The sequence below is a fragment of the Vibrio harveyi genome (assembly GCF_030060435.1).
Classification (GTDB): Bacteria; Pseudomonadota; Gammaproteobacteria; order Enterobacterales; family Vibrionaceae; genus Vibrio; species Vibrio harveyi.
Map to the genome: position 1 here is coordinate 181,070 of NZ_CP125875.1, position 24,801 is coordinate 205,870.

20 protein-coding genes and 10 tRNA genes are annotated in these 24,801 nt (G+C 46.2%); 29 read left to right on the forward strand and 1 reads right to left on the reverse strand.

The genetic code is table 11. The annotated features are described in order from the left end of the window. The first annotated feature begins 19 nt into the window (after positions 1–19). From pyrG to rpoS, 10 genes are all read left to right on the forward strand, one after another. The gene (pyrG, locus tag QMY49_RS00905; protein WP_005449808.1) at positions 20–1,660 is read left to right on the forward strand and encodes a CTP synthase; all 1,641 of its coding nucleotides are present in this window, start codon (positions 20–22) and stop codon (positions 1,658–1,660) included. 77 nt (positions 1,661–1,737) lie between these two features. Continuing rightward, positions 1,738–3,039, forward strand: coding sequence for a phosphopyruvate hydratase (eno, locus tag QMY49_RS00910; RefSeq protein WP_005425372.1), 1,302 nt, complete (start codon positions 1,738–1,740; stop codon positions 3,037–3,039). 845 nt (positions 3,040–3,884) lie between these two features. Continuing rightward, a complete protein-coding gene (gene ftsB / locus QMY49_RS00915) occupies positions 3,885–4,166 on the forward strand; it encodes a cell division protein FtsB (protein WP_005452106.1) in 282 nt (93 codons plus the stop codon). Position 4,167: 1 nt separating this feature from the next. Continuing rightward, on the forward strand, positions 4,168–4,878 hold the full coding sequence (gene ispD, locus QMY49_RS00920) for a 2-C-methyl-D-erythritol 4-phosphate cytidylyltransferase (protein WP_038899663.1): 711 nt from the start codon (positions 4,168–4,170) through the stop codon (positions 4,876–4,878). A gap of 14 nt (positions 4,879–4,892) precedes the next feature. Continuing rightward, positions 4,893–5,369: a 2-C-methyl-D-erythritol 2,4-cyclodiphosphate synthase gene (gene ispF, locus QMY49_RS00925; protein ID WP_009698769.1), complete on the forward strand. Its 477-nt coding sequence runs from the start codon at positions 4,893–4,895 to the stop codon at positions 5,367–5,369. Between the two features lie 45 nt (positions 5,370–5,414). Next, the gene (gene truD / locus QMY49_RS00930; RefSeq protein ID WP_152163045.1) at positions 5,415–6,458 is read left to right on the forward strand and encodes a tRNA pseudouridine(13) synthase TruD; all 1,044 of its coding nucleotides are present in this window, start codon (positions 5,415–5,417) and stop codon (positions 6,456–6,458) included. Continuing rightward, complete coding sequence (gene surE, locus QMY49_RS00935) at positions 6,458–7,234, forward strand: 5'/3'-nucleotidase SurE (RefSeq protein WP_009698768.1); 777 nt, start codon at positions 6,458–6,460, stop codon at positions 7,232–7,234. Before truD ends, surE begins: the two co-directional genes overlap by 1 nt. Beyond that, the gene (locus tag QMY49_RS00940; protein ID WP_005452113.1) at positions 7,234–7,860 is read left to right on the forward strand and encodes a protein-L-isoaspartate(D-aspartate) O-methyltransferase; all 627 of its coding nucleotides are present in this window, start codon (positions 7,234–7,236) and stop codon (positions 7,858–7,860) included. The genes surE and QMY49_RS00940 overlap by 1 nt, the downstream gene beginning before the upstream one ends. Before the next feature lie 14 nt (positions 7,861–7,874). Next, the gene (locus QMY49_RS00945; RefSeq protein WP_009698767.1) at positions 7,875–8,798 is read left to right on the forward strand and encodes a peptidoglycan DD-metalloendopeptidase family protein; all 924 of its coding nucleotides are present in this window, start codon (positions 7,875–7,877) and stop codon (positions 8,796–8,798) included. An 80-nt stretch (positions 8,799–8,878) separates the two neighbouring features. Continuing rightward, positions 8,879–9,862 (forward strand): RNA polymerase sigma factor RpoS, encoded by a 984-nt coding sequence (gene rpoS, locus QMY49_RS00950; RefSeq protein WP_005452115.1) that lies wholly within the window; start codon positions 8,879–8,881, stop codon positions 9,860–9,862. 93 nt (positions 9,863–9,955) lie between these two features. Here the strand turns inward: rpoS and mutS are convergent, their stop codons facing one another. Beyond that, positions 9,956–12,517: a DNA mismatch repair protein MutS gene (gene mutS, locus QMY49_RS00955; RefSeq protein WP_009698766.1), complete on the reverse strand. Its 2,562-nt coding sequence runs from the start codon at positions 12,515–12,517 to the stop codon at positions 9,956–9,958. A gap of 85 nt (positions 12,518–12,602) precedes the next feature. Here mutS and pncC point away from each other — a divergent pair, with 85 nt between their 5' ends. From pncC to QMY49_RS01050, 19 genes are all read left to right on the forward strand, one after another. Continuing rightward, positions 12,603–13,085 carry a nicotinamide-nucleotide amidase gene (gene pncC, locus QMY49_RS00960; protein WP_009703950.1) on the forward strand — a complete coding sequence of 161 codons (483 nt, stop codon included), beginning with the start codon at positions 12,603–12,605 and terminating at the stop codon, positions 13,083–13,085. Between the two features lie 201 nt (positions 13,086–13,286). Further along, positions 13,287–14,330: a recombinase RecA gene (gene recA / locus QMY49_RS00965; protein WP_005436413.1), complete on the forward strand. Its 1,044-nt coding sequence runs from the start codon at positions 13,287–13,289 to the stop codon at positions 14,328–14,330. A 206-nt stretch (positions 14,331–14,536) separates the two neighbouring features. After that, the gene (recX, locus tag QMY49_RS00970; protein ID WP_047512935.1) at positions 14,537–15,004 is read left to right on the forward strand and encodes a recombination regulator RecX; all 468 of its coding nucleotides are present in this window, start codon (positions 14,537–14,539) and stop codon (positions 15,002–15,004) included. 142 nt (positions 15,005–15,146) lie between these two features. Further along, entirely contained in the window at positions 15,147–17,729 is a 2,583-nt protein-coding gene (alaS, locus tag QMY49_RS00975) for an alanine--tRNA ligase (RefSeq protein ID WP_005452121.1), read from the forward strand. Between the two features lie 202 nt (positions 17,730–17,931). Beyond that, positions 17,932–19,119, forward strand: a complete 1,188-nt coding sequence (locus QMY49_RS00980; protein WP_005452123.1) for an aspartate kinase — start codon at positions 17,932–17,934, stop codon at positions 19,117–19,119. A 92-nt stretch (positions 19,120–19,211) separates the two neighbouring features. Then, positions 19,212–19,409, forward strand: a complete 198-nt coding sequence (csrA, locus tag QMY49_RS00985; RefSeq protein WP_004415691.1) for a carbon storage regulator CsrA — start codon at positions 19,212–19,214, stop codon at positions 19,407–19,409. Positions 19,410–19,652: 243 nt separating this feature from the next. Next, positions 19,653–19,744: transfer RNA gene (locus QMY49_RS00990), tRNA-Ser, on the forward strand. A 31-nt stretch (positions 19,745–19,775) separates the two neighbouring features. Next, a tRNA-Arg gene (locus QMY49_RS00995) sits at positions 19,776–19,852 on the forward strand. Between the two features lie 29 nt (positions 19,853–19,881). Further along, positions 19,882–19,973: transfer RNA gene (locus QMY49_RS01000), tRNA-Ser, on the forward strand. Between the two features lie 85 nt (positions 19,974–20,058). Then, positions 20,059–20,135, forward strand: a tRNA-Arg gene (locus QMY49_RS01005). 56 nt (positions 20,136–20,191) lie between these two features. Beyond that, positions 20,192–20,268, forward strand: a tRNA-Arg gene (locus QMY49_RS01010). 57 nt (positions 20,269–20,325) lie between these two features. Further along, positions 20,326–20,402 (forward strand) — tRNA-Arg (locus QMY49_RS01015). 57 nt (positions 20,403–20,459) lie between these two features. Next, positions 20,460–20,536, forward strand: a tRNA-Arg gene (locus tag QMY49_RS01020). A 57-nt stretch (positions 20,537–20,593) separates the two neighbouring features. Then, positions 20,594–20,670, forward strand: a tRNA-Arg gene (locus tag QMY49_RS01025). A 57-nt stretch (positions 20,671–20,727) separates the two neighbouring features. Then, positions 20,728–20,804: transfer RNA gene (locus QMY49_RS01030), tRNA-Arg, on the forward strand. A gap of 57 nt (positions 20,805–20,861) precedes the next feature. Continuing rightward, positions 20,862–20,938: transfer RNA gene (locus QMY49_RS01035), tRNA-Arg, on the forward strand. 595 nt (positions 20,939–21,533) lie between these two features. Next, on the forward strand, positions 21,534–21,791 hold the full coding sequence (locus tag QMY49_RS01040; protein ID WP_005448441.1) for an oxaloacetate decarboxylase subunit gamma: 258 nt from the start codon (positions 21,534–21,536) through the stop codon (positions 21,789–21,791). 33 nt (positions 21,792–21,824) lie between these two features. Then, the gene (gene oadA, locus QMY49_RS01045) at positions 21,825–23,618 is read left to right on the forward strand and encodes a sodium-extruding oxaloacetate decarboxylase subunit alpha (RefSeq protein ID WP_017189124.1); all 1,794 of its coding nucleotides are present in this window, start codon (positions 21,825–21,827) and stop codon (positions 23,616–23,618) included. Between the two features lie 9 nt (positions 23,619–23,627). Beyond that, positions 23,628–24,758, forward strand: coding sequence for a sodium ion-translocating decarboxylase subunit beta (locus QMY49_RS01050; RefSeq protein ID WP_283312466.1), 1,131 nt, complete (start codon positions 23,628–23,630; stop codon positions 24,756–24,758). The last annotated feature ends 43 nt before the right edge of the window (positions 24,759–24,801 follow it).

A 24,801-nucleotide genomic window follows, 5' to 3' on the forward strand; every position in this document is an offset into this window, starting at 1 on the left:
AACCAATTTCAGGTTAAACATGACGACAAATTACATTTTTGTTACTGGCGGGGTTGTATCCTCTCTAGGTAAAGGTATTGCAGCAGCATCTCTTGCAGCTATTCTAGAAGCTCGTGGTCTTAAAGTGACTATGATGAAGCTTGACCCTTACATCAACGTTGATCCAGGCACAATGAGCCCAACTCAACACGGTGAAGTGTTCGTTACGGAAGATGGCGCAGAGACTGACCTTGACCTTGGTCACTACGAGCGTTTCATCCGCACCAAGATGACTAAGCGTAACAACTTCACTGCTGGTCGTGTTTATGCAGACGTACTACGTAAAGAACGTCGCGGCGATTACCTAGGTGCAACCATTCAGGTTATCCCTCACATCACTAACGCTATCAAAGACCGCGTAATCGCAGGTTCTGAAGGTCATGATGTTGCTATCGTTGAAGTCGGTGGTACGGTAGGTGATATCGAATCACTACCATTTATGGAAGCTATCCGTCAGCTTGCTGTAGAACTAGGTCGTGAGCGCGCAATGTTCATGCACCTAACGCTAGTTCCTTACCTAGCCGCTGCTGGTGAAGTGAAAACTAAGCCAACTCAGCACTCTGTTAAAGAGCTGCTATCTATCGGTATCCAACCAGATATTCTTGTTTGCCGCTCTGATCGTATGATCCCAGCGAACGAGCGTAAGAAAATTGCGCTATTCTGTAACGTTCCTGAGAAAGCGGTAATCTCAATGAAGGACGTAGATTCAATCTACAAGATCCCTCAACTTGTTAAGTCTCAAGGTCTAGATGACCTAGTTTGTGCTCGCTTTGGTATCAACGCGCCAGAAGCTGACCTGTCTGAATGGGAACAGGTTATCTATGAAGAAGCGAACCCAACTGGCGAAGTAACTATCGGTATGGTCGGTAAATACATCGAACTACCAGATGCTTACAAGTCAGTAAACGAAGCACTTAAACACGCAGGCTTGAAAAACCGTCTAAACGTCACAATTAAATACGTAGACTCTCAAGATGTTGAGACGAAAGGCGTAGAAGTACTTGAAGGTCTAGATGCAATCCTAGTACCTGGTGGCTTCGGTGACCGTGGTATCGAAGGTAAGATTCGCGCAGCACAATACGCTCGTGAAAACAAAGTACCTTACCTAGGTATCTGTCTAGGCATGCAAGTAGCACTGATCGAATACGCGCGCAACGTAGCGGGTATGGAAGGTGCACATTCAACAGAATTTAACAAAGACACTAAGTACCCTGTGGTAGGTTTGATCACTGAATGGGTAGACGGCGAAGGTAAAGTTGAAGAACGTACTGAAACGTCTGACCTAGGTGGTACGATGCGTCTTGGTTCACAGCTATGTCACCTAGAGAAAGGGACGAAAGCTCGTGAACTATACGGTAGCGCGACAGTTCACGAACGTCACCGTCACCGTTACGAAGTAAACAACGTTCTTCGTCCGCAAATCGAAAAAGCAGGTCTGAAAGTATCTGGTCTATCAGCGGACAAGAAACTAGTGGAAATGATTGAGAACCCAGCTCACCCATGGTTTGTAGCGGCTCAATTCCACCCAGAATTCACCTCGACTCCTCGCGATGGTCACCCACTATTCGCAGGTTTCGTTAAAGCTGCTGGTCAAAACGCTCGCGGCGAATTCGAGAAGTAAAAGGATACGGGCGGCGGCGAAGGTTGTGCTGCTGCCCTTTAAAATTGACATTTATATTTGAACGAGAGGAAACATTAATGTCTAAGATCGTTAAAGTTCTAGGTCGTGAAATCATCGACTCACGTGGTAACCCAACTGTAGAAGCTGAAGTACACCTAGAAGGCGGTTTCGTAGGTATGGCGGCAGCTCCATCTGGCGCATCTACTGGTTCTCGCGAAGCTCTTGAGCTACGTGACGGTGACAAAGCACGTTTCCTAGGTAAAGGTGTTCTTAAAGCTGTTGAAGCTGTAAACGGCGCAATCGCTGAAGCTCTAGTTGGCAAAGACGCTAAAGACCAAGCTGCAATCGACGCAGTAATGATCGAACTAGACGGCACTGAAAACAAATCTAAGTTCGGTGCGAACGCTATCCTAGCTGTTTCTCTAGCAAACGCTAAAGCTGCTGCAGCGGCTAAAGGCATGCCTCTATACGAGCACATCGCTGAGCTAAACGGTACAGCTGGTCAGTTCTCTATGCCTCTACCAATGATGAACATCATCAACGGTGGTGAGCACGCAGACAACAACGTTGACATCCAAGAGTTCATGATCCAACCAGTTGGTGCTAAGACTCTTAAAGAAGGTCTACGTATCGGTGCTGAAGTATTCCACAACCTAGCTAAAGTTCTTAAGTCTAAAGGCTACAGCACTGCAGTTGGTGACGAAGGTGGTTTCGCTCCAAACCTTAAGTCTAACGCTGAAGCTCTAGAAGTTATCGCAGAAGCTGTTGCAGCTGCTGGTTACGAACTAGGTAAAGACGTTACTCTAGCTATGGACTGTGCAGCATCTGAGTTCTTCGACAAAGAAGCTGGCATCTACAACATGAAAGGCGAAGGTAAAACTTTCACTTCTGAAGAGTTCAACCACTACCTAGCTGAGCTAGCTAACCAATTCCCAATCGTTTCTATCGAAGACGGTCTAGACGAGTCTGATTGGGCTGGCTTCAAGCACCAAACAGAACTACTAGGTGACAAGCTTCAACTAGTAGGTGACGACCTATTCGTTACTAACACTAAGATCCTTGCTGAAGGTATCGAGAAAGGCGTAGCTAACTCTATCCTTATCAAGTTCAACCAAATCGGTTCTCTAACTGAGACTCTAGCTGCAATCAAGATGGCTAAAGACGCAGGTTACACAGCAGTAATCTCTCACCGTTCTGGCGAAACTGAAGATGCAACTATCGCTGACCTAGCGGTAGGTACAGCTGCAGGTCAAATCAAAACTGGTTCTATGAGCCGTTCTGACCGTGTTGCTAAGTACAACCAACTAATCCGTATCGAGGAAGCTCTAGGTGAGCGCGCTCCTTTCAACGGTCTTAAAGAAGTTAAAGGTCAAGCTTAATTCTTAACTGAATTAACAGCTTAACCTAAAGCTTTTGAAAACGCCTCGCACTTGCGGGGCGTTTTTTTATATGACGGAAGCTCTAAGTGAGCACGCTCCTCCATGTTTCAAGGAAGCGGCCTCAAAGAAGTTAAAGGTCAAGCTTAATTCTTAACTGAATTAACAGCTTAACTTAAAGCTTTTGAAAACGCCTCGCACTTGCGGGGCGTTTTTTTATATGACGGAAGCTCTAAGTGAGCGCGCTCCTCCATGTTTCAAGGAAGCGGTCTCAAAGAAGTTAAAGGCCAGGCTTAATTCTTAACTGAGTTAACGGCTTAACTTAAAGCTTTTGAAAACGCCTCGCACTTGCGGGGCGTTTTTTTATATGACGGAAGCTCTAAGTGAGCGCGCTCCTCCATGTTTCAAGGAAGCGGTCTCAAAGAAGTTAAAGGCCAGGCTTAATTCTTAACTGAGTTAACGGCTTAACTTAAAGCTTTTAAAAACACCTCGCACTTGCGGGGCGTATTTGTATCTAACATATGAGAACGCTATGCTTCGAGAGGCAGGAACGGGCTTCGCCCTTCGGGAGCGCTTCTCTTCGAAAGGTAGGAGCGGACTTGGCTCTTCGAGAGCACTTCACTTGGATACATGAGAACAGGCTTTGCTTTTGGATGTCTTTCGCTTACGTTGATTTGTCATTCCCTAGAACGACGAAGGAGAGAGTAGGGAATCTCTTTGTTTCATTTTGCTGCTTTTTTCCTGTAAGGAGCGTGTGAGTCTCTTTTTCTACCCTAGAGCCAACCACGCATTTATGCTATATATGTCACCTTATCTAATCCCTTCCGGTACAGAATGTTAGCAACGATATGCGAATCTTTGTTATAGCCCTTACGTTACTGTTTGGCTGGCTTCAATATACCCTCTGGTTTGGCAAAAACGGGGTGTCTGACTACTACACAGTAGAAGATGAAATTGAAGTGCAGCAGCAAGTAAACAGCAAGCTGCAAGCTCGTAATAACGAGATGTTCGCTGAGATTGATGACTTACGACAAGGTCTTGATGCAATCGAAGAACGTGCACGTCATGAACTTGGTTTGGTTAAAGATGGCGAAACCTTCTACCGAATTGTCGATGAGGAAGAGCATTAATATGTTGGATACTAACACTCCAACCCATATTGCTATTGTGCCAGCCGCAGGTGTTGGCAGTCGCATGAAGGCAGATCGCCCAAAACAATACCTGTTGATTGACGGCAAAGCGGTACTGGAACATACCGTAGAGAAACTGCTTTCTCACCCAAAAATTTCTAAGGTTGTCGTGGCTATTACCGACGGCGACCCATACTACCCTGAACTCTCCATTGCTCAGCACCCTGATGTGATTCGCGTGGCTGGTGGTAAAGAAAGGGCAGACTCTGTGTTATCAGGGCTAAACTATGTAAGTACACATCTGGAAAGCGAGTGGGTATTAGTCCACGACGCTGCAAGACCGTGTGTATTAACATCCGATATTGACCATTTGATCGACGTTTGTAGCGCACACCCAACTGGTGGCATCCTCGCATCTCCAGTGAGAGACACAATGAAGCGAGCAAACGCAGCACAAGATATTGATCATACGGTAGATAGAGAAGCATTGTGGCATGCATTAACTCCACAAATGTTTAAAACTCAGCAGCTTACTCAAGCACTGACTGACGCATTAGAACAAGGTGCAACCATCACTGATGAAGCCTCGGCTTTGGAATGGTTAGGTGAAAAGCCGGCACTTGTTCAAGGGAATGCGAATAATATAAAAATTACTCAGCCAGAAGATCTTGCGTTAGCCGAGTTTTATCTAAGCCGTGAGCGCGGCGAATAAAGAAAGGATAGAAAATGATTCGAATTGGTCATGGTTTCGACGTACATAAATTCGGTGGTGAAGGTCCGGTAATCATTGGTGGTGTAGCGATCCCTTACGAACAAGGTTTGATTGCACACTCTGACGGTGATGTAGCGCTGCATGCGTTAACGGATGCCCTGCTTGGCGCTATTGCTGCAGGCGATATTGGTCGTCACTTCCCTGATACGGACGAAAAATGGAAAGGTGCAGACAGTCGTGAACTACTGAAAGACGTTTATCGCCGAGTCAAAGAGCAAGGCTACCGTCTTGGTAATGCCGATGTCACTATCATGGCACAAGCGCCGAAGATGGCACCGCACATTGACGCAATGTGTGCTGCTATTGCCGAAGACCTTGAAACCGACATTAGCAACATTAACGTAAAAGCAACGACGACAGAACGTCTTGGTTTTACTGGACGCAAAGAAGGCATTGCAACGGAAGCAGTTGTACTTCTGTTTAAGCAATAATTAGCAATTTGCTCCTCTAAGCTGTGATATCAGCGGAAATACATCATGTCAGACATTTTATCTTCATTGGCTTACCTAACAGGTAAGCCAGTTGCATCTGCAAAAATCAAAGCGCAGCCAGAGCACTTTCAGGTTCGCGAAGATTTAGGTTTTGCCTTTACGGGTGAAGGCGAGCATTTAATGGTTCGTATCCGTAAAACAGGTGAGAACACCAGTTTCGTTGCTAACGAACTAGCAAAAGCCTGTGGTGTTAAGTCGAAAGACGTTAGCTGGGCGGGTCTTAAAGACCGTCATGCTGTGACTGAACAGTGGCTAAGTGTGCATTTACCAAAAGGTGAAACGCCAGATTTTTCAGCATTTTTGGCGCAATACCCGAGCATCGAGATCCTAGCAACGGATCGTCACAATAAAAAACTGCGCCCTGGTGACTTAGTAGGGAACGAGTTCGTGGTTACTTTGTCTGAAGTGACAGATATAGCGGATGTTGAACAACGTCTTGAAAAAGTGAAACAAGTGGGTGTGCCAAACTACTTTGGTAGTCAGCGTTTTGGTAACGATGGCAACAACCTTGAAGAAGCACGTCGATGGGGACGCGAGAACGTTCGTACCCGCAATCAAAACAAACGCAGCATGTATCTGTCAGCGGCTCGTTCGTGGATCTTCAACCGCATTGTTTCAGCTCGCCTAGAGAATGGTGTATTTGACAAGTTCATCGACGGTGATGTTGCGCAGACAGCTTCTGGCACTCAGTTAGTTGATGCAAGCAACATCGCCGAGTTACAAGCACAATTTGCTCAAGGCGAAGTGGCGATCACCGCGGCAATGGCGGGCGATAACGCACTACCAACTCAAGCGGATGCGCTAACCTTAGAACAACCGTTCTTAGATGAAGAACCAGATTTGATGGCACTGATTCGCGGTAACCGTATGCGTCACGACCGCCGCGATATCGCACTCAAGCCACAATACCTAGCTTGGACGGTCGATGGTAATAACATCACGATGACATTCTCGCTGGATGCGGGTTCATTTGCGACCTCAATCGTGCGTGAGCTGGTCATCGAAGAAAAGGTAGAAAGAGAATATTAATGGAAATGGATTCACACAACGCGAAGCCATTAAGAATACTGCTCAGCAATGATGATGGTGTTCATGCTCAAGGAATTCATGCGCTTGCTGATGAGCTGAGAAGCATTGCCGAAGTAACGATTGTCGCACCAGATAGAAACCGCTCTGGTGCATCTAACTCATTGACGCTGGAGCAACCGCTGCGTGTCACCGAGATTGCGCCAAAGACATTCTCTGTGCAAGGTACGCCAACAGACTGTGTACACTTTGCGCTGAATGAGTTGATGAAAGATGATTTGCCAGACCTTGTGCTGTCAGGCATCAATCATGGCGCAAATCTAGGTGATGACGTTTTGTACTCCGGCACGGTGGCTGCTGCTATGGAAGGACACTTCCTTGGCGTGCAGGCGATTGCTTTCTCTCTAGTCGGTAAACAACATTTTGAATCTGCTGCTAAAATTGCTCGCCAGTTGGTTGAGCAGCATCTGATTCGCCCAATTCCAACCAACCGTCTATTGAATGTAAACGTCCCTGATCTTCCGTTTGAAGAACTTGGTGAGATAGAAGTGACTCGCTTGGGTGCGCGTCATCACGCTGAGAATATGATTAAGCAGAAAGATCCACGCGGACATGATATTTATTGGCTTGGTCCTCCGGGTAAAGAGCAAGATGCTGGCATCGGTACGGACTTTTATGCCATTGAACATGGTTTTGTTTCAATCACGCCGCTGCAAGTCGATCTCACCGCTCATGAGTCGCTGCGCGCAATGGACAGTTGGTTAAAGGAAGAGAGTTAATGAGTAACCCACATGCTGACAGGTTGATAGCGTTTCTTATCTCCAGTGGCATCAGTGATCAACGTGTGTTGGATGCGATTTATCGACTACCGCGTGAGAGCTTTGTCTCACAAGCAATGATGCACCAAGCGTACGACAACAATGCGCTGCCGATTGGTCAGGGACAAACTATTTCTCAGCCTTATATCGTTGCAAAAATGACAGAGCTGCTTGATCTAAAATCGGACAGTAATGTTTTAGAAATCGGCACGGGCTCGGGTTACCAAACTGCAGTGCTTGCGCAAATTGTCGATCATGTCTATTCCGTTGAACGCATTAAGTCTTTGCAATGGGATGCTAAGCGTCGTCTGAAACAACTGGATATTTATAACGTCTCTACCAAACATGGAGATGGTTGGCTTGGATGGGAAGCGAAAGGTCCATTCGATGCGATTATTGTCACTGCGGCAGCGGAAAGTGTTCCCCAAGCACTTCTATCCCAGCTGAAAGAGGGCGGTAAGATGATCATTCCTGTTGGTGAAGATGAACAACAACTATTAAAAATTGAACGTCAGGGTGAACAATATCTGTCGACCGTGGTAGAAATGGTAAGATTTGTGCCATTAGTTGCAGGTGATTTAGCTTAAGGGTTAAAGACTAGGTGAAGAAGTTATTACGTCGTTTTGGTATTAGCTGTTTATTGGCTGCGGGACTGGTTGGTTGCGCGGCTCATTCACCTGCACCTGTTTCAAGCCTAAATAAAGATTACTCGACGGTTGAGCGTGGTAGTTATAGAGGGAGTTATTACGAAGTAAAGAAAGGTGATACCCTTTATTTTATTGCCTACGTCACAGATAAGGATGTAAATGATCTTGTTCGTTACAATGAATTGTCTGCGCCTTATACGATTTTCCCGGGGCAGAAGTTAAAACTTTGGGCTCCGAAATATGTTGCGCCTAAATATGGTCATAAAGTGGAACCCGTTGTTGCTCCTGTAGTTGCGGCGAAACCTGTTCCAGTGACTAAAACATCAACAGCGTCAAAGCCGTCAAATTCAAGTAAAAGCTCTACTCAAAAACCTAAACCGACTAAGACTCAAGTTGCACAAAAACAGCCTCCAAAGAAGGTTGAACAATCCAAACCAAAGGAGTATGTTGGGTCAAAAGGTAATCAGAATGTTAAACCGAAACCGCCAGTAACTACCGCGAAAAACGATAAAGTATCGAAGTGGTTATGGCCAACAAAAGGGAGAGTAATCAAGAACTTCTCAGCGGGAGAACAAGGAAATAAAGGCATAGACATCGCAGGACAGCGTGGTCAGCCAATCGTTTCAACCGCAGCCGGCACAGTCGTGTACTCAGGTAATGCGCTACGAGGTTATGGCAACCTAATTATAGTGAAGCATAACGACAATTATTTAAGCGCATACGCACACAATGACAGATTGCTGGTCTCAGAAGGACAAAGTGTTAAGAGCGGACAAAAAATAGCGACCATGGGTAGTTCTGGTTCTAAATCCGTCAAACTTCACTTTGAAATTCGCTATCAAGGTAAATCAGTGAATCCAAAGCGCTATTTACCGTAGAACTTTGAATAACAACTTGCGACATCATTTAGCGACATATTGAGTTGTCATGTCTTGCTAACTCGCCAGGGGGAGGCGTTATGAGTATCAGCAACACAGTAACCAAAGTTGAAGAGTTCGAATATGATAATGCACAATCGGAAGGCATTTCTAACGGACTTGAAAAACCATCTAACGGAACCAAAACAGCAGCACGCGAAGAGTTTGATGCGAGCAGCAAGAGCCTAGACGCGACTCAGCTTTACCTAGGTGAAATTGGTTTCTCACCTCTACTTACTGCAGAAGAAGAAGTACTTTATGCACGACGTGCACTGCGTGGCGATGAAGCCGCTCGCAAACGCATGATCGAAAGTAACTTGCGTCTTGTAGTGAAGATCTCTCGCCGATACAGCAATCGTGGTCTTGCGCTTCTTGATCTTATTGAAGAAGGTAACCTAGGTTTGATCCGTGCGGTCGAGAAGTTTGATCCAGAACGAGGCTTCCGTTTCTCAACTTACGCGACGTGGTGGATTCGCCAAACGATCGAACGTGCGTTGATGAACCAAACTCGTACAATCCGTCTGCCAATTCATGTGGTTAAAGAGCTGAACATTTATCTGCGTACAGCGCGTGAACTTTCTCAGAAGCTCGACCATGAACCAACAGCAGAAGAGATTGCTGCACAGTTAGATATCCCAGTAGAAGACGTAAGTAAAATGCTTCGCCTTAACGAGCGTATTAGCTCTGTCGATACTCCAATCGGTGGTGACGGCGAGAAAGCGTTACTGGATATTATTCCTGATGCAAACAACTCGGATCCTGAAGTTTCCACTCAAGACGATGACATCAAATCTTCATTGATCCATTGGCTAGAAGAGCTGAATCCAAAACAGAAAGAAGTGCTGGCACGTCGTTTTGGTCTGCTTGGTTATGAGCCATCAACGCTTGAAGAAGTGGGACGTGAAATTGGTTTAACACGCGAACGTGTTCGCCAGATCCAAGTGGAAGGCTTACGTCGACTACGCGAGATCTTGATTAAACAAGGTCTGAACATGGAAAACTTGTTCAACGTAGAAGACGACTAAACGTAGGCAGCGATAGAGGCTAGATCAGAATAAACAAAAGGCTATGGGTGACCATAGCCTTTTTGCGTTTTACTGTACCAGTTAGCCCAAGAACTAGAGCATCTTCTTCAAGCGGTATAGCTCTTCCAGTGCCTGACGCGGCGTTAAATCATCAGGGTCGATATTCGACAATGCTTGTTCAACATCACTAGGTTCAGGGATCAGGCTGAGTTGGTTTGCCACATCAACGGTACTCGGACGAGGTGAGTCATTACCTTGACCTAATTGTTCAAGCTGCGACAGTTTGTGACGTGCATTCTTGATGACTGGTTTTGGAACGCCCGCTAAACCAGCAACCGCTAGACCATAAGACTTGCTTGCCGCGCCTTCTTGAACTGCATGCATAAAAGCAATGCTGTCACCGTGTTCTACCGCATCAAGGTGAACGTTAGCGAGATTTGGCAGCAAGTTTGGCAGCTCAGTCAGTTCGAAGTAGTGCGTTGCGAACAGAGTCATTGCCCCAATCTGAGTTGCAAGCCATTCTGCACTTGCCCATGCCAAAGACAGACCATCGTAAGTACTGGTACCGCGACCAATTTCATCCATCAGCACCAAGCTGTTCTTAGTGGCGTTGTGAAGAATGTTGGCGGTTTCAGTCATTTCTACCATGAAGGTTGAACGGCCAGATGCCAAATCATCAGATGCACCGATACGAGTAAAGATGCGGTCTAGAGATCCAATATGAGCTGATTCTGCAGGAACGTATGAACCAATGTGAGCCATCAAAGCAATCAATGCAGTCTGGCGCATGTAGGTTGATTTACCACCCATGTTTGGACCAGTGATGATCAACATCTTACGATCTGAGCTCAGTTCAATTGGGTTAGCTATAAATGGTTCGCTTGTTACTTGCTCCACGACAGGATGACGACCCGCTTGAATGCTAATGCCCGCCTCTTTGTCCAATGTTGGGCGACAGTAATCAAGTGAATCTGCACGCTCGGCTAGGTTTTGTAGTACGTCCAACTGAGAGATCGCCGAAGCAAGGTTTTGCATCTTCTCAAGGTTTGGCATCAACAAATCAAATAGCTCTTCCCACAGTTTTTTCTCAACTGCTAGTGCTTTTGATTTTGAATTCAGAACTTTATCTTCGTGCTCTTTCAGCTCTGGAATGATATAGCGTTCTGCATTTTTCAGTGTTTGGCGACGTACATAGTGTGGTGGAACCAAGTGGCTTTGACCACGGCTAACCTGAATGAAGAAACCGTGTACAGCGTTGTAGCCAACTTTTAGGGTGTCGATACCATGACGTTCACGCTCGTCTGCTTCGAGTTTTTCAAGATACTCGGTTGCGCCGTCTGCAAGCTTTCGCCATTCATCAAGTTCCGCATTGTAGCCTTCTGCAATCACGCCTCCCTCGCGAATAACCACTGGCGGGTTTTCTTTGATTGCGCGCTCAAGTAAGTCGCATACCTCATCCATTGGCGCAGCAAATTGAGCCAACTTTTTAAGGTATGGGTGAGCTAGAGAAGAAGTGACTGCTTCCAACTCTGGCAACTGTTGCATCGCATGGCGTAGACGAGCCATATCGCGCGGACGTGCTGAGCGCAGCGCCAAACGGGCTAGGATACGCTCGATGTCACCAATTTGTTTGAAAATTGGTTGAATGTCGGTGAACAAGCTCTGATCTTTGATCTCACCAATTGCATCAAGACGGTTGTTAAGAGTATCGACACAGCGCATTGGTTGATGTAACCAGCGCTTCAGCATACGGCTGCCCATTGGGGTCGCACAGTGATCGAGTACTTCGGCTAGCGTGTTATCGGTCCCACCAGATAGGTTTTGCGTCAACTCTAAGTTGCGACGTGTTGCCGCATCAAGAATGACTGAGTGATCTTGGCGATCAAACGTCAATGAACGAATGTGTGGTAGGGCAGTACGCTGAGTATCTTTTACGTATTGGATCAAACAACCCGCAGCACACAGACCCAGTGAAGCGTGCTCAACCCCAAAGCCTACCAAGTCGCGCGTACCAAATTGTTGGTTCAATTGCTGCTTAGCGGTATCTAGCTCAAATTCCCAGACAGGACGACGACGGTTACCGTTACGGTTTGACATCAGATGTACGGGTTCAAAATCTTCAGGGAAGAGTAATTCACGAGGCGCAGTACGTTGCAGTTCAGCAGCCATTGCTTCTTCGGTTTCAGGCTCAACTAATTGGAAGCGACCCGAAGTCACATCCAATGTCGCGTAACCGAACTTACCATTGTGATGGTAAATAGACGCAATCAGGTTGTCGATACGCTCTGACAGCAGTGCTTCGTCGGTTACTGTACCTGGTGTAACAATGCGTACTACTTTACGTTCAACTGGACCTTTGCTTGTTGCAGGATCGCCAATCTGTTCACAGATCGCGACAGACTCACCAAGCTGAACAAGTTTGGCTAGATAACCTTCAACGGCGTGGAATGGAACGCCAGCCATCGGGATAGGTTCACCTGCCGATGCACCACGTTTAGTCAACGAAATATCAAGCAATTGAGATGCGCGTTTAGCATCGTCGTAGAAGAGTTCGTAGAAGTCGCCCATGCGGTAAAACAGCAAGATTTCTGGGTTCTCAGCCTTTAGCTTGAGATATTGCTGCATCATCGGAGTGTGTTTTTGTTCAGCTTTCACAGGTAAGTACTTTTGTTTATTTCCGTAGCGGCTTAGGATACGTGAATCCCTATCAAGTAAAAAGAGACAAAGGGCATTTTTGGCTATGGAACGAGCAACAAAATTGAGTGCCGATTTAGGTGCATTATTGGCTAAGCATGGACATGTTTTAACGACGGCAGAATCATGCACGGGTGGCGGTGTTGCAACTGCTATTACTGATATTGCTGGCAGTTCTGCGTGGCTTGACCGGGCGTTTGTCACTTACAGTAATGAAGCCAAAATGGAGATGCTTGGTGTACAAGCTTCAACGTTGGAAGCTCATGGTGCGGTGAGCGAACCCGTTGTGATTGAAATGGTACAAGGTGCCATTCGTAATTCGAATGCTACTATCGGCGTGTCCATCAGTGGTATTGCTGGACCAGGAGGAGGCAGTGAAGAGAAACCTGTCGGTACGGTCTGTTTTGCCTTCGCTGATAACCAAAACTGGCAGCAAGTGGATACCATGCATTTCACTGGTGACCGTGCTCAAGTTCGCAAAAAAGCGGTCGAACACGCACTGACTCAATTGTATCAACATCTGATTTAGAATTTGTGAAATTGCCTTAGCCCAGATTTGATAAGGGCTAGAGCAAATCATGGCTTTAGGTTAGTCAAATTTTTTTCATACAGGTATGGACACTGTATGAATCAACAGTATAATGACTTTCATTGCTGAGCAGTTCTTCTGCTTAAGAAAAATGAATTACTATTCGTCGCCCAAAACAAGATGAATAAATCGGAGAAAGTAATGGACGAGAACAAACAGAAAGCGCTCGCCGCTGCGCTAGGTCAAATTGAAAAGCAATTCGGTAAAGGCTCTATCATGCGCCTTGGTGATAACCGCGCAATGGACGTAGAAACCATCTCAACGGGTTCTCTTTCTCTTGATATCGCTTTGGGTGCTGGTGGTCTACCAATGGGTCGTATCGTAGAAATCTACGGTCCAGAATCTTCAGGTAAAACAACGCTAACTCTTGAGCTTATTGCTGCTGCGCAACGTGAAGGCAAAACTTGTGCGTTTATCGATGCAGAGCACGCGCTAGACCCTGTATACGCGAAGAAACTTGGCGTTGATATCGACGCACTATTGGTTTCTCAGCCTGATACGGGTGAGCAAGCGCTAGAGATCTGTGACGCACTTGCACGTTCTGGTGCTATCGACGTTATGGTTGTCGACTCAGTTGCAGCACTAACACCAAAAGCAGAAATTGAAGGCGAAATGGGCGACAGCCACATGGGTCTTCAAGCACGTATGCTTTCTCAAGCGATGCGTAAGCTAACGGGTAACCTAAAGCAATCTAACTGTATGTGTATCTTCATCAACCAAATCCGTATGAAGATTGGTGTGATGTTCGGTAACCCAGAAACAACGACTGGTGGTAACGCACTTAAGTTCTACGCTTCTGTTCGTCTAGATATCCGTCGTACTGGCGCTATCAAAGAAGGTGACGAAGTAGTAGGTAACGAAACGCGCATCAAAGTTGTTAAGAACAAGATTGCAGCACCGTTTAAAGAAGCAAACACGCAAATCATGTACGGCCAAGGTTTCAACCGTGAAGGCGAACTGATTGACCTAGGCGTGAAGCACAAGCTAGTTGAAAAAGCAGGTGCATGGTACAGCTACCAAGGCGACAAGATTGGTCAAGGTAAAGCAAACGCTTGTAACTACTTACGCGAAAACCCAGAAATCGGTAAGACTATCGATACTAAACTGCGTGAAATGCTACTTTCACCAGCACTACCTGAAGCACCAGAATCAGGTGAAAAATCAGAGCAAGAAGAAGAGTTTTAATCTTCTTACTGAGTCATATTGAACAAGGCCCTGCTATGCGGGGCTTTGTTGTATCTGCTGAAATAAAAATCGAAAAAACAAAGGATGGGCTTATATCAATTAGGGTAGGCAAGCGATCAGAACTAGCGTGTTAGTAGGTTAGAGTGAGCGGTTATTTACTACGATTGAGATAAATCCTGTACAGCAAAAACAGTTTTAGGATCACCATGTACCAAAAGCGTCAAGCGCCGACTCTATCTAGCAAAGAAGCGGCTATTCAATTATTGAGCCGTCGAGACCATGGGCAATACGAGTTATACCAAAAGCTGGCTCTAAAAGGTTATGAAGAGGCAGCCATAGAATCGGCAATCAATTTTTGTCTCGACCACAACTATTTGGATGACCTGCGCTATGCCAAAAGCCAAGTGCGTCAACATGTTTACAAAGGGCATGGCGAGCGCCGAATTCGTCAAGAATTGAACCAAAAACGTGTAGCAGAATCCATCATCGATATGGCAATGGCAGAAGAGCCACAAGACTGGTTTGAACTGGCAAGAATGGCTGCTGAGAAGAAATTCAAAGGAATAAAAGCCAAAGACCAGAAAGAGTACGCTAAACAAGTGCGATTTCTGCAATATCGTGGCTACAGTTTTGACCAAATTAGCTACGCGCTGAGCTTTGAGGACGAAGATTAACGGTCAGTCGTTCGCACTGTTTTTTGTTTTGCTTCAAATTTTTTCTTCTAATGCCTCTTTTCCGCAAGAAAACTAGTCGTAGCTGATTGCATGATCTACAATACGGCAAAATTCTAACTCGACTATTTTCAGGAAGAGCTGCATGTACATGAGCACTGATGAGGTTCGTAACGCGTTCCTCAAGTTCTTTGAGAGCAAAGGACACCAAATCGTAGAAAGTTCATCGTTAGTTCCACATAACGACCCAACCCTGCTGTTCACAAACGCGGGTATGAACCAATTTAAAGATTGTTTCTTAGGCTTAGAAAAACGAGCCTACACTCGAGCGACTACGGCTCAACGTTGTGTACGTGCTGGTGGTAAACACAACGACCTGGAAAACGTTGGCTTTACAGCTCGTCACCACACTTTCTTTGAAATGCTAGGTAACTTCAGCTTTGGTGACTACTTCAAGGAAGACGCAATTTCTTTCGCATGGGAATTCCTAACAGAAACCCTTAAGCTGCCAGCAGACCGTCTACTTGTAACAGTTTACGAGACAGACGACGAAGCATTCGATATCTGGAACAAAAAAGTAGGCGTTCCAGCAGACCGCATTATTCGCATCGGCGACAAGAAAGGTGGTAAACCATACGAGTCAGATAACTTCTGGCAAATGGGTGACACAGGTCCTTGTGGTCCATGTACTGAAATCTTCTACGATCACGGTGAGCACATCTGGGGTGGCCGTCCTGGCACACCTGAAGAAGATGGTGACCGTTTCATCGAGATCTGGAACAACGTATTCATGCAGTTCAACCGTCACGCAGACGGCACTATGGAACCGCTACCAAAACCATCGGTAGATACTGGTATGGGTATCGAGCGTATCTCTGCAATCATGCAAGGCGTTCACTCAAACTACGAAATCGATGTATTCCAAGCTCTTATCAAAGCTGCTGCTGAAGTGATTGGCTACGAAGATCTATCAAACCAATCGCTACGCGTTATCGCTGACCATATCCGTTCATGTTCATTCCTGATCGTTGATGGCGTTATGCCTTCAAACGAAGGTCGTGGTTACGTTCTACGTCGTATCATCCGTCGTGCAGTTCGTCACGGTAACAAGCTAGGCGCACAAGGTGCATTCTTCCACAAACTGGTTGGTGTACTAGCGGAAATCATGGGTACGGCTGGTGAAGAGCTGAAGCGTCAACAAGCTGTGGTTGAAAAAGTACTGCGTATCGAAGAAGAAAACTTCGGTCGTACACTTGAGCGCGGTATGGCGATTCTAAACGAAGCGCTAGATAACCTAGACGGTAAAGTTCTAGACGGCGAAACCGTATTTAAACTTTACGATACTTACGGCTTCCCAGCTGACTTAACTAACGACGTTGCACGTGAACGTGAGTTTGCAATCGACGAAGAAGGTTTCGAGAAAGCGATGGAAGAGCAGCGTCAACGTGCGCGTGAAGCTGGTAACTTTGGTACTGACTACAACGCAGCAATCAAAGTTGATACGCAAACAGAATTCTGTGGTTACGCAGGCACTAAAGGCTCTAGCTCTGTAGCGGCGATGTTCGTTGAAGGCAACGAAGTAGAATCTCTATCTGCAGGCGACAAAGCAATCATCGTGCTTGGTGAAACACCATTCTACGCAGAGTCAGGCGGTCAGTGTGGTGACGCTGGTGAAATCCGCACTGAGTCTGGTGTATTCCGTGTTGAAGACACTCAAAAACTAGGTAACGCAATCGCACACCACGGTGTAATGGCAGAAGGCGTTCTAGCGAAAGGTGACGAAGTAGCAACTATCGTTGACGCAGAGCGTCGCGCAGCTATTTCTCTAAACCACTCAGCAACGCACTTGCTACACGCAGCACTTCGCCAAGTTCTTGGTGAGCACGTAACGCAGAAAGGCTCTCTAGTGAAAGCTGACAGCCTACGTTTCGACTTCTCACACCTAGAAGCCGTAACGGCAGCAGAGCTGAAAGAAGTAGAGCGTCTAGTCAACGCGCAAATTCGTCGCAACCACACGATTGAAACTAACGTGATGGACATTGAGTCTGCGAAGAAGAAAGGCGCAATGGCACTATTCGGCGAGAAGTACGACGACGAAGTACGCGTACTGTCTATGGGCGACTTCTCTACTGAACTTTGTGGTGGTATCCACGCTTCAAACACAGGTGATATCGGTCTATTCAAGATCACATCTGAAGGTGGTATCGCAGCAGGTATCCGTCGTATCGAAGCGGTAACGGGTGAAGGTGCACTAGATGCAATCGAAGCTCAAGCGGCTAAGTACGAAGAGAAACTGGCTGAATCAGCACAGAAAGCAAAATCTCTAGAGAAAGAAATCCAGAAACTGAAAGACAAGATGGCTGCGGCAGAAAGCGCAAATATCATGGGTAAAGTTCAGGATATCAACGGTACTAAAGTACTGATTGCTGCTCTAGAAGGCGCAGATAACAAGAACCTACGTACTATGGTTGATGACATCAAAAACCAAGTCGGTAGCGGCGTTATCCTTCTTGCAAACGTGAACGATGACAAGATCGGTCTGATTGCAGGTGTAACCAAAGACCTTATCGGCAAAGTTAAAGCGGGTGACTTAGTTAAGATGGTTGCTGAGCAAGTTGGCGGTAAAGGCGGTGGTCGCCCAGATATGGCGCAAGCAGGTGGTACTGATGTTGCAGCGCTACCTGCGGCGATTCAGTCTGTACAGCCTTGGCTAGAAGAACGCCTATAAGCTTTTAAAAAATGATTTACGCTCAATCAAGCTTCTTTGATTGGGCGTAATTTTTTTATGGTAACCAAGTGGTTTAATTGACCGTATTTTAACCAGGTCATTTACGCTGCTTGGTTTTTGTTGTAACTACCGCTTATATAATTTATCTCAATGGAGTATGAGTGGTCCTAATGAGACTTTGGTCTTGGGAAGGTGAAGACTGGTGAAAAAGCCCCTTATCGTGCAAAAGTTTGGTGGAACCTCTGTGGGTTCAATTGAAAGAATCCACCAGGTAGCTGAACACATCATTAAGGCGAAGAATGATGGTAATCAAGTTGTCGTTGTTGTGTCTGCAATGTCAGGCGAAACAAACCGACTAATGGAACTGGCTAAGCAAGTAGATAGCGTTCCAACTGCTCGAGAACTTGATGTTTTGCTCTCTGCTGGTGAGCAAGTGTCGATGGCACTGCTAGCAATGACTCTGAATAAATTGGGTTACGCTGCACGCTCACTTACCGGAGCACAAGCGAACATTGTGACGGACAATCAACACAATGACGCGACGATTAAACACATTGATACTTCTACGATTCTGGATTTACTTGAACAAGACCAAATCGTGATCGTGGCAGGATTCCAAGGTGTGAATGAAAATGGGGATATCACCACATTAGGTCGAGGTGGCTCAGATACGAGCGCAGTGACACTGGCTGGTGCGTTAAGCGCTGATGAGTGTCAAATCTTTACCGACGTTGATGGTATTTATACTTGTGACCCACGTGTAGTAAAAAACGCTCAAAAGATGGCAGTTATTGATTTTCCTTCGATGGAAGCGATGGCTAGCCGCGGAGCAAAGGTCTTACATCTTCCTTCTGTGCAGTATGCGTGGAAGAACAATGTACCGCTACGCGTGCTTTCGACATTTGATTTGAACGAAGGCAGTTTGGTAAAAGGGGAAGCAGGCTCAAAAGCCGTCTCTGGTATAGCCATTCAACGTGACCTTGCCATTATTGAAGTCGACAACGAACATTTGTCTAGCATTACAAAGCAATGTCAGATGTTGGGTATCGACATTTGGAATGTGATCGAGGAAACAGAACGAACAGGTATCATGATAAAACAAGATGCATGTGCCAAGTTGGATCTGGTGTTCAGCGATAAAATCCGTAATAGTGAAGCTGTAAGCCTGTTGACCGCTGTGGGGCTAGAAGCCAATGGAATGGTTGACCATGCCTGTGAATTGTTGGCACAGCAAGATATTGCAATCAATTTCTGTTCAACGAATGCACTCACTATGATGCTAGTCTTACCACCTATGTGTGTGGATGCAGCAGCAAACATTCTTCATGATGCTTACGTTACATCTAGTGAAGCATTGAACATTCAGCAAAAACATGCCTTTTTGGGCTAATTTTCAGTGACAAGGTAGTTTACGGAAATATAACTTTTGTTGGATAATAGCTTTGTAGCAAGAAAATTTAGAGATTACTCAAGGAGCAAAGAATGCTAATTTTGACTCGCCGCGTAGGCGAAACACTTATGATTGGTGATGAAGTGACTGTAACTGTACTAGGTGTTAAAGGTAACCAAGTACGTATCGGCGTTAACGCTCCGAAAGAGGTTTCTGTTCACCGTGAAGAAATCTACATGCGCATTCAAGCTGAAAAAGGCAATGGTAACGTTGCTTCTGGTAACTACTAAGCTGCTCCTGTTTACAGAGCTTAGTTTGAATGAAAAAGGCTAGCCGAAGGGCTAGCCTTTTTAGTTTCTGATTAATGTCATTTTTTAAGAGAAGACTCTCTTTTTTTCATCATAATAGGGTGGTAAAGTTTGTTTAATAGTCACTTTGATTAAATCCGCATCGGTTAAGCGATTTTTGCGTTTTTTTTCAAAGAAAGTGTTTGACATATTTTCGGTAAAACGTAATATGTGCCTCCGCAAGACGGTGAGGTGGCCGAGAGGCTGAAGGCGCTCCCCTGCTAAGGGAGTATACGGTTTATCCCGTATCGAGGGTTCGAATCCCTCCTTCACCGCCATTCTTGTAACGTTGAGAAATCAACAAAAAGTGCGTCCTTAGCTCAGCTGGATAGAGTACCTGGCTACGAACCAGGCGGTCGGAGGTTCGAATCCTCCAGGACGCGCCATATCTCTTTTGAGATATAACAATGAAAACGGTGAGGTGGCCGAGAGGCTGAAGGCGCTCCCCTGCTAAGGGAGTATACGGTTTATCCCGTATCGAGGGTTCGAATCCCTCCTTCACCGCCATTCATTGACTGGCCCAACGGCCTTTTTTTTGTTTCGTAAGAAATGAATGTGATTTACTTCACAACTTCTTAGCAAGAAGATCTGCGCGTCCTTAGCTCAGCTGGATAGAGTACCTGGCTACGAACCAGGCGGTCGGAGGTTCGAATCCTCCAGGACGCGCCACTATTTAATAATTCGTTTGATAAACGGGTTATACAAAGTAAAATAAAGATTACTGCGCGTCCTTAGCTCAGCTGGATAGAGTACCTGGCTACGAACCAGGCGGTCGGAGGTTCGAATCCTCCAGGACGCGCCACTCTTTAGGGTTTCCTTGTGAACTCCTGATATTGGGAATACTGATATCGAAAATTGCGCGTCCTTAGCTCAGCTGGATAGAGTACCTGGCTACGAACCAGGCGGTCGGAGGTTCGAATCCTCCAGGACGCGCCACTCTTTAGGGTTTCCTTGTGAACTCCTGATATTGGTAACACTGATATCGAAAACTGCGCGTCCTTAGCTCAGCTGGATAGAGTACCTGGCTACGAACCAGGCGGTCGGAGGTTCGAATCCTCCAGGACGCGCCACTCTTTAGGGTTTCCTTGTGAATTCCTGATATTGGTAATACTGATATCGAAAACTGCGCGTCCTTAGCTCAGCTGGATAGAGTACCTGGCTACGAACCAGGCGGTCGGAGGTTCGAATCCTCCAGGACGCGCCACTCTTTAGGGTTTCCTTGTGAATTCCTGATATTGGTAATACTGATATCGAAAATTGCGCGTCCTTAGCTCAGCTGGATAGAGTACCTGGCTACGAACCAGGCGGTCGGAGGTTCGAATCCTCCAGGACGCGCCACTCTTTAGGGTTTCCTTGTGAACTCCTGATATTGGGAATACTGATATCGAAAACCGTGCGTCCTTAGCTCAGCTGGATAGAGTACCTGGCTACGAACCAGGCGGTCGGAGGTTCGAATCCTCCAGGACGCGCCACTCTTTAAAAAAGCCTCGCTTATGCGAGGCTTTTTTGTATCTGCTGCTTGGCTAAGATATTGTGTCTCTCTTGCGTATTTATCACCGCTTCTTCGCACTAGATTCTGCTTCAAGCGCCTGATCCTGAGCTATTTTCGCTAATACGCTTGTTTCGCTTAAATAGTCATCTTAAAGCTCCACCTTGCGCTTTCTCGAGCCTGATTGATTTACGATGGTAGAGAACCCCATCCAAGCATCGATAATAAAACTAATGTTTTATTATTGTTAATGTCGTGTTTTTGGTGTGTTAATTTATTCTATCCTTTTGTTTTTATTTCACTTTATTCTTAAAGCCTCTTTTCATTTTGAAATCCCAATCGCAGTTTTTGCAAGTACTTTAATTTAGTGTGGTTATATGTTGAGCGATCCCACTAGGGAAGTGAATTTTAGTGCAATTTGTGATCTGAGTAGTGAATAAATAATCAATGTTAGAGATTATTTAAAAGCTTCCTTAAACAAAATTGACAAAATTTAACCAATCGAGATAATCCATTGGTCGGGATTTGACGCTATTAAAGTCCTGCGCATTGTCAGGATGACAAAGAAAGGAAGCAACATGACGAATATAGGAAGCCTGCTAGTAGATGCGGCCACCCTGATGCTAACAGGGATGGCGGTCGTATTTATTTTCCTCACCATTCTAGTTTATCTCGTTCGGCTAATGTCTAAATTGGTGCCAGAAGAAGTACCAGCGCCGATCGCAGCACCGAAAACAAATACCAACGTTCAATCAACCTCTTCAGCTGTTAGTCCACAAGTAGTGGCGGCGATCTCGGCTGCGATTCATAAACATCGCGCCTCAGTCGCGAAGTAGCCGAAAGATAGGATTAAAAAGGAGTTTAAGAGCATGTCTAAACCACTAGCTATCACTGATGTGGTCCTTCGTGACGCCCATCAATCCCTGTTTGCTACGCGTATGCGTATCGAAGATATGCTGCCTATCGCAGCTGAGTTAGATAAGGTTGGTTACTGGTCGTTAGAGACCTGGGGTGGCGCAACATTTGATGCGTGTATCCGTTTCTTGGGTGAAGACCCATGGGAGCGCCTACGCGAATTGAAAAAAGCAATGCCAAATACACCAATGCAAATGCTACTGCGTGGTCAAAACCTTTTAGGATATCGCCATTATGCCGATGACGTAGTAGAGAAGTTTGTTGAGCGTGCGCACGTGAATGGTATGGATGTATTCCGTATCTTTGATGCAATGAATGACGTACGTAACTTCCAAAAAGCGGTGAAAGCCACTGTTGATGTTGGTGCACATGCGCAAGGAACATTGTCTTACACCACGAGCCCAGTGCATAACGCAGACACATGGGTTGACCTTGCTAAACGTCTTGAAGACTTAGGTTGTCACTCTCTTTGTATTAAAGATATGTCTGGTCTGCTTAAACCTTATGAAGCGGAAGAGCTGATCACACGCATCAAAGCATCTTGTGATGTACCACTAGCGCTTCACTGTCATGCAACGACCGGTCTATCTACTGCTACTGCCGTGAAAGCTGTAGAAGCGGGTATCGATATTCTTGATACTGCGATTTCTTCGATGAGTTGTACATACGGTCATACGCCTACTGAGACCGTGGTTGCGATGCTGCAAGGCACTGAGCGAGATACTAATCTGAAACTAGACCAAATCGAGCCTATCGCGGCTTACTTCCGTGAAGTACGTAAAAAATACGCGAAGTGGGAAGGTCAGCTAAAAGGTGTGGATTCACGCATTCTAATCGCCCAAGTTCCAGGGGGCATGCTGACCAACATGGAAGGTCAGTTAAAAGAGCAAGGCGCTGCGGACCGAATTGATGAAGTATTGGAAGAGATCCCACGTGTACGTGAAGATCTTGGCTTTATTCCACTGGTCACGCCGACATCTCAGATTGTTGGTACTCAAGCGGTAATCAACGTTCTGACAGGTGAGCGCTACAAGAGCATCACCAAAGAAACGGCAGGTGTTTTAAAAGGTGAATACGGTGCCGCTCCTGCGCCAGTTAATGCTGAATTACAAGCGAAAGTACTTGATGGTAAAGAGGCAATTACCTGTCGTCCAGCGGACTTGCTTGAAGCGGAAATGGAAACCCTAACTGTTGATTTGATGGAGAAAGCGCAATCTGAAGGCATTAAGCTTGCGAGCGAACGTGTCGATGATGTATTAACTTACGCGTTATTCCCTCAAGTTGGTCTGAAATTCCTGAAAAACCGTGGCAACCCAGATGCGTTTGAGCCAGCACCAACGTTAGAAGCTGCGAAACCTGCCGCTGCACAAGTAACACAGGCTGCTGCTGGTGGTGTTGAAACATACAGCGTGCGAGTTGATGGGCAAGTTTATGAAGTTGAAGTAGGTCCGCAGGGGCAATTAACATCGGTAACGCCAAGTGGGGCTGCCGCACCGGTTCAACCTGCAGCGCCAAATGCTCCTGTTAATAGTGCTGCTGAAGCGGTTCCTGCACCTCTTGCTGGTAACATCTTTAAAGTGAATGTTCAGCCCGGTGCTGAAGTAGCGGAAGGTGACGTTCTACTCATCCTAGAAGCAATGAAGATGGAAACTGAAGTTCGTGCTGCGCGCGGTGGGGTGGTTCAAGAACTGAACGTGAAAGAAGGTGATGCCGTTACTGTTGGTTCACCGCTGCTGAGTCTGGCGTAAGGGAGTATCATGGACGGATTGATGACCTTATGGTCAGAAACAGGGATCGCTAACTTTGAGTTCGGCCAAATCTGTATGATGCTGGTTGGTTGCACCTTGCTGTTTTTGGCGATCAAAAAAGGCTTTGAACCCTTACTGTTATTACCTATTGGTTTTGGTGCCATTTTAGCGAACATTCCCAATGCTGGCTTTACCGAACCAGGTGGTTTGCTCTACTACGTTTATTACATTGGTATCGAATCGGGCGTGTTCCCGCTGCTGATCTTCATGGGCGTGGGGGCGATGACTGATTTTGGTGCTTTGATTGCAAACCCAAAAACCTTGTGGCTAGGTGCTGCGGCGCAGTTTGGTATTTTCGCGACGCTGTTTGGGGCGATTCTGCTTAACTATGTTCCGGGTATGGAGTTCTCCATGGCGGATGCGTCGTCTATCGCGATTATCGGTGGTGCGGATGGTCCAACGGCGATCTTCTTAGCGAGTAAGCTCTCTCCAGGCTTGTTAGGTGCGATTGCCGTGGCGGCATACAGCTACATGGCACTGGTGCCGATCATTCAGCCGCCGATCATGAAAGCCCTAACCACTAAGGAAGAACGCCAGATTAAAATGGCCCAGCTTCGTCACGTTGGTAAGTGGGAGAAAGTGATCTTCCCACTTGCTGTGTTACTGATGACGATTTTGTTCTTGCCTTCAGCGACACCGTTGGTTGGTATGTTCTGTCTGGGTAACTTGATGCGTGAAGCTGGCGTGGTGGATCGTTTATCGAAAACCGCTCAGAACGAGCTGATCAATATCGTAACGATCTTCTTAGGTCTTGGTGTGGGCTCTAAGCTGCAAGCTGAGCAGTTCTTGAATCTAGAAACGCTAGGTATCTTGGGACTCGGTGCAGTCGCATTCAGTATCGGTACTGGGGCAGGTGTTTTGATGGCGAAGCTTCTCAATAAGTTCTCGAAAGAAGACATCAACCCACTTATCGGTGCTGCAGGCGTTTCTGCAGTACCAATGGCCGCGCGTGTTGTGAACAAGGTCGGTTTGGAAGCAAACCCACAAAATTTCTTGCTGATGCACGCAATGGGGCCAAACGTAGCCGGTGTTCTTGGATCGGCGGTTGCCGCTGGTATCTTACTGGCACTGGTGGGGTAGTACACCATCTTGAGTTGTTTGTTGGAAAATTGGTGAAATAGAA

Bases quoted from the DNA above. Each gene is read 5' to 3' on its own strand.
- pyrG (WP_005449808.1), top strand. From the start codon at position 20: ATGACGACAAATTACATTTTTGTTACTGGCGGGGTTGTATCCTCTCTA.
- rpoS (WP_005452115.1), top strand. From the start codon at position 8,879: ATGAGTATCAGCAACACAGTAACCAAAGTTGAAGAGTTCGAATATGAT.
- surE (WP_009698768.1), top strand. From the start codon at position 6,458: ATGGAAATGGATTCACACAACGCGAAGCCATTAAGAATACTGCTCAGC.
- csrA (WP_004415691.1), top strand. From the start codon at position 19,212: ATGCTAATTTTGACTCGCCGCGTAGGCGAAACACTTATGATTGGTGAT.
- QMY49_RS00940 (WP_005452113.1), top strand. From the start codon at position 7,234: ATGAGTAACCCACATGCTGACAGGTTGATAGCGTTTCTTATCTCCAGT.
- oadA (WP_017189124.1), top strand. From the start codon at position 21,825: ATGTCTAAACCACTAGCTATCACTGATGTGGTCCTTCGTGACGCCCAT.
- ispD (WP_038899663.1), top strand. From the start codon at position 4,168: ATGTTGGATACTAACACTCCAACCCATATTGCTATTGTGCCAGCCGCA.
- eno (WP_005425372.1), top strand. From the start codon at position 1,738: ATGTCTAAGATCGTTAAAGTTCTAGGTCGTGAAATCATCGACTCACGT.
- QMY49_RS01050 (WP_283312466.1), top strand. From the start codon at position 23,628: ATGGACGGATTGATGACCTTATGGTCAGAAACAGGGATCGCTAACTTT.
- ftsB (WP_005452106.1), top strand. From the start codon at position 3,885: ATGCGAATCTTTGTTATAGCCCTTACGTTACTGTTTGGCTGGCTTCAA.
- QMY49_RS01040 (WP_005448441.1), top strand. From the start codon at position 21,534: ATGACGAATATAGGAAGCCTGCTAGTAGATGCGGCCACCCTGATGCTA.
- pncC (WP_009703950.1), top strand. From the start codon at position 12,603: ATGGAACGAGCAACAAAATTGAGTGCCGATTTAGGTGCATTATTGGCT.
- ispF (WP_009698769.1), top strand. From the start codon at position 4,893: ATGATTCGAATTGGTCATGGTTTCGACGTACATAAATTCGGTGGTGAA.
- recA (WP_005436413.1), top strand. From the start codon at position 13,287: ATGGACGAGAACAAACAGAAAGCGCTCGCCGCTGCGCTAGGTCAAATT.
- alaS (WP_005452121.1), top strand. From the start codon at position 15,147: ATGTACATGAGCACTGATGAGGTTCGTAACGCGTTCCTCAAGTTCTTT.
- truD (WP_152163045.1), top strand. From the start codon at position 5,415: ATGTCAGACATTTTATCTTCATTGGCTTACCTAACAGGTAAGCCAGTT.
- recX (WP_047512935.1), top strand. From the start codon at position 14,537: ATGTACCAAAAGCGTCAAGCGCCGACTCTATCTAGCAAAGAAGCGGCT.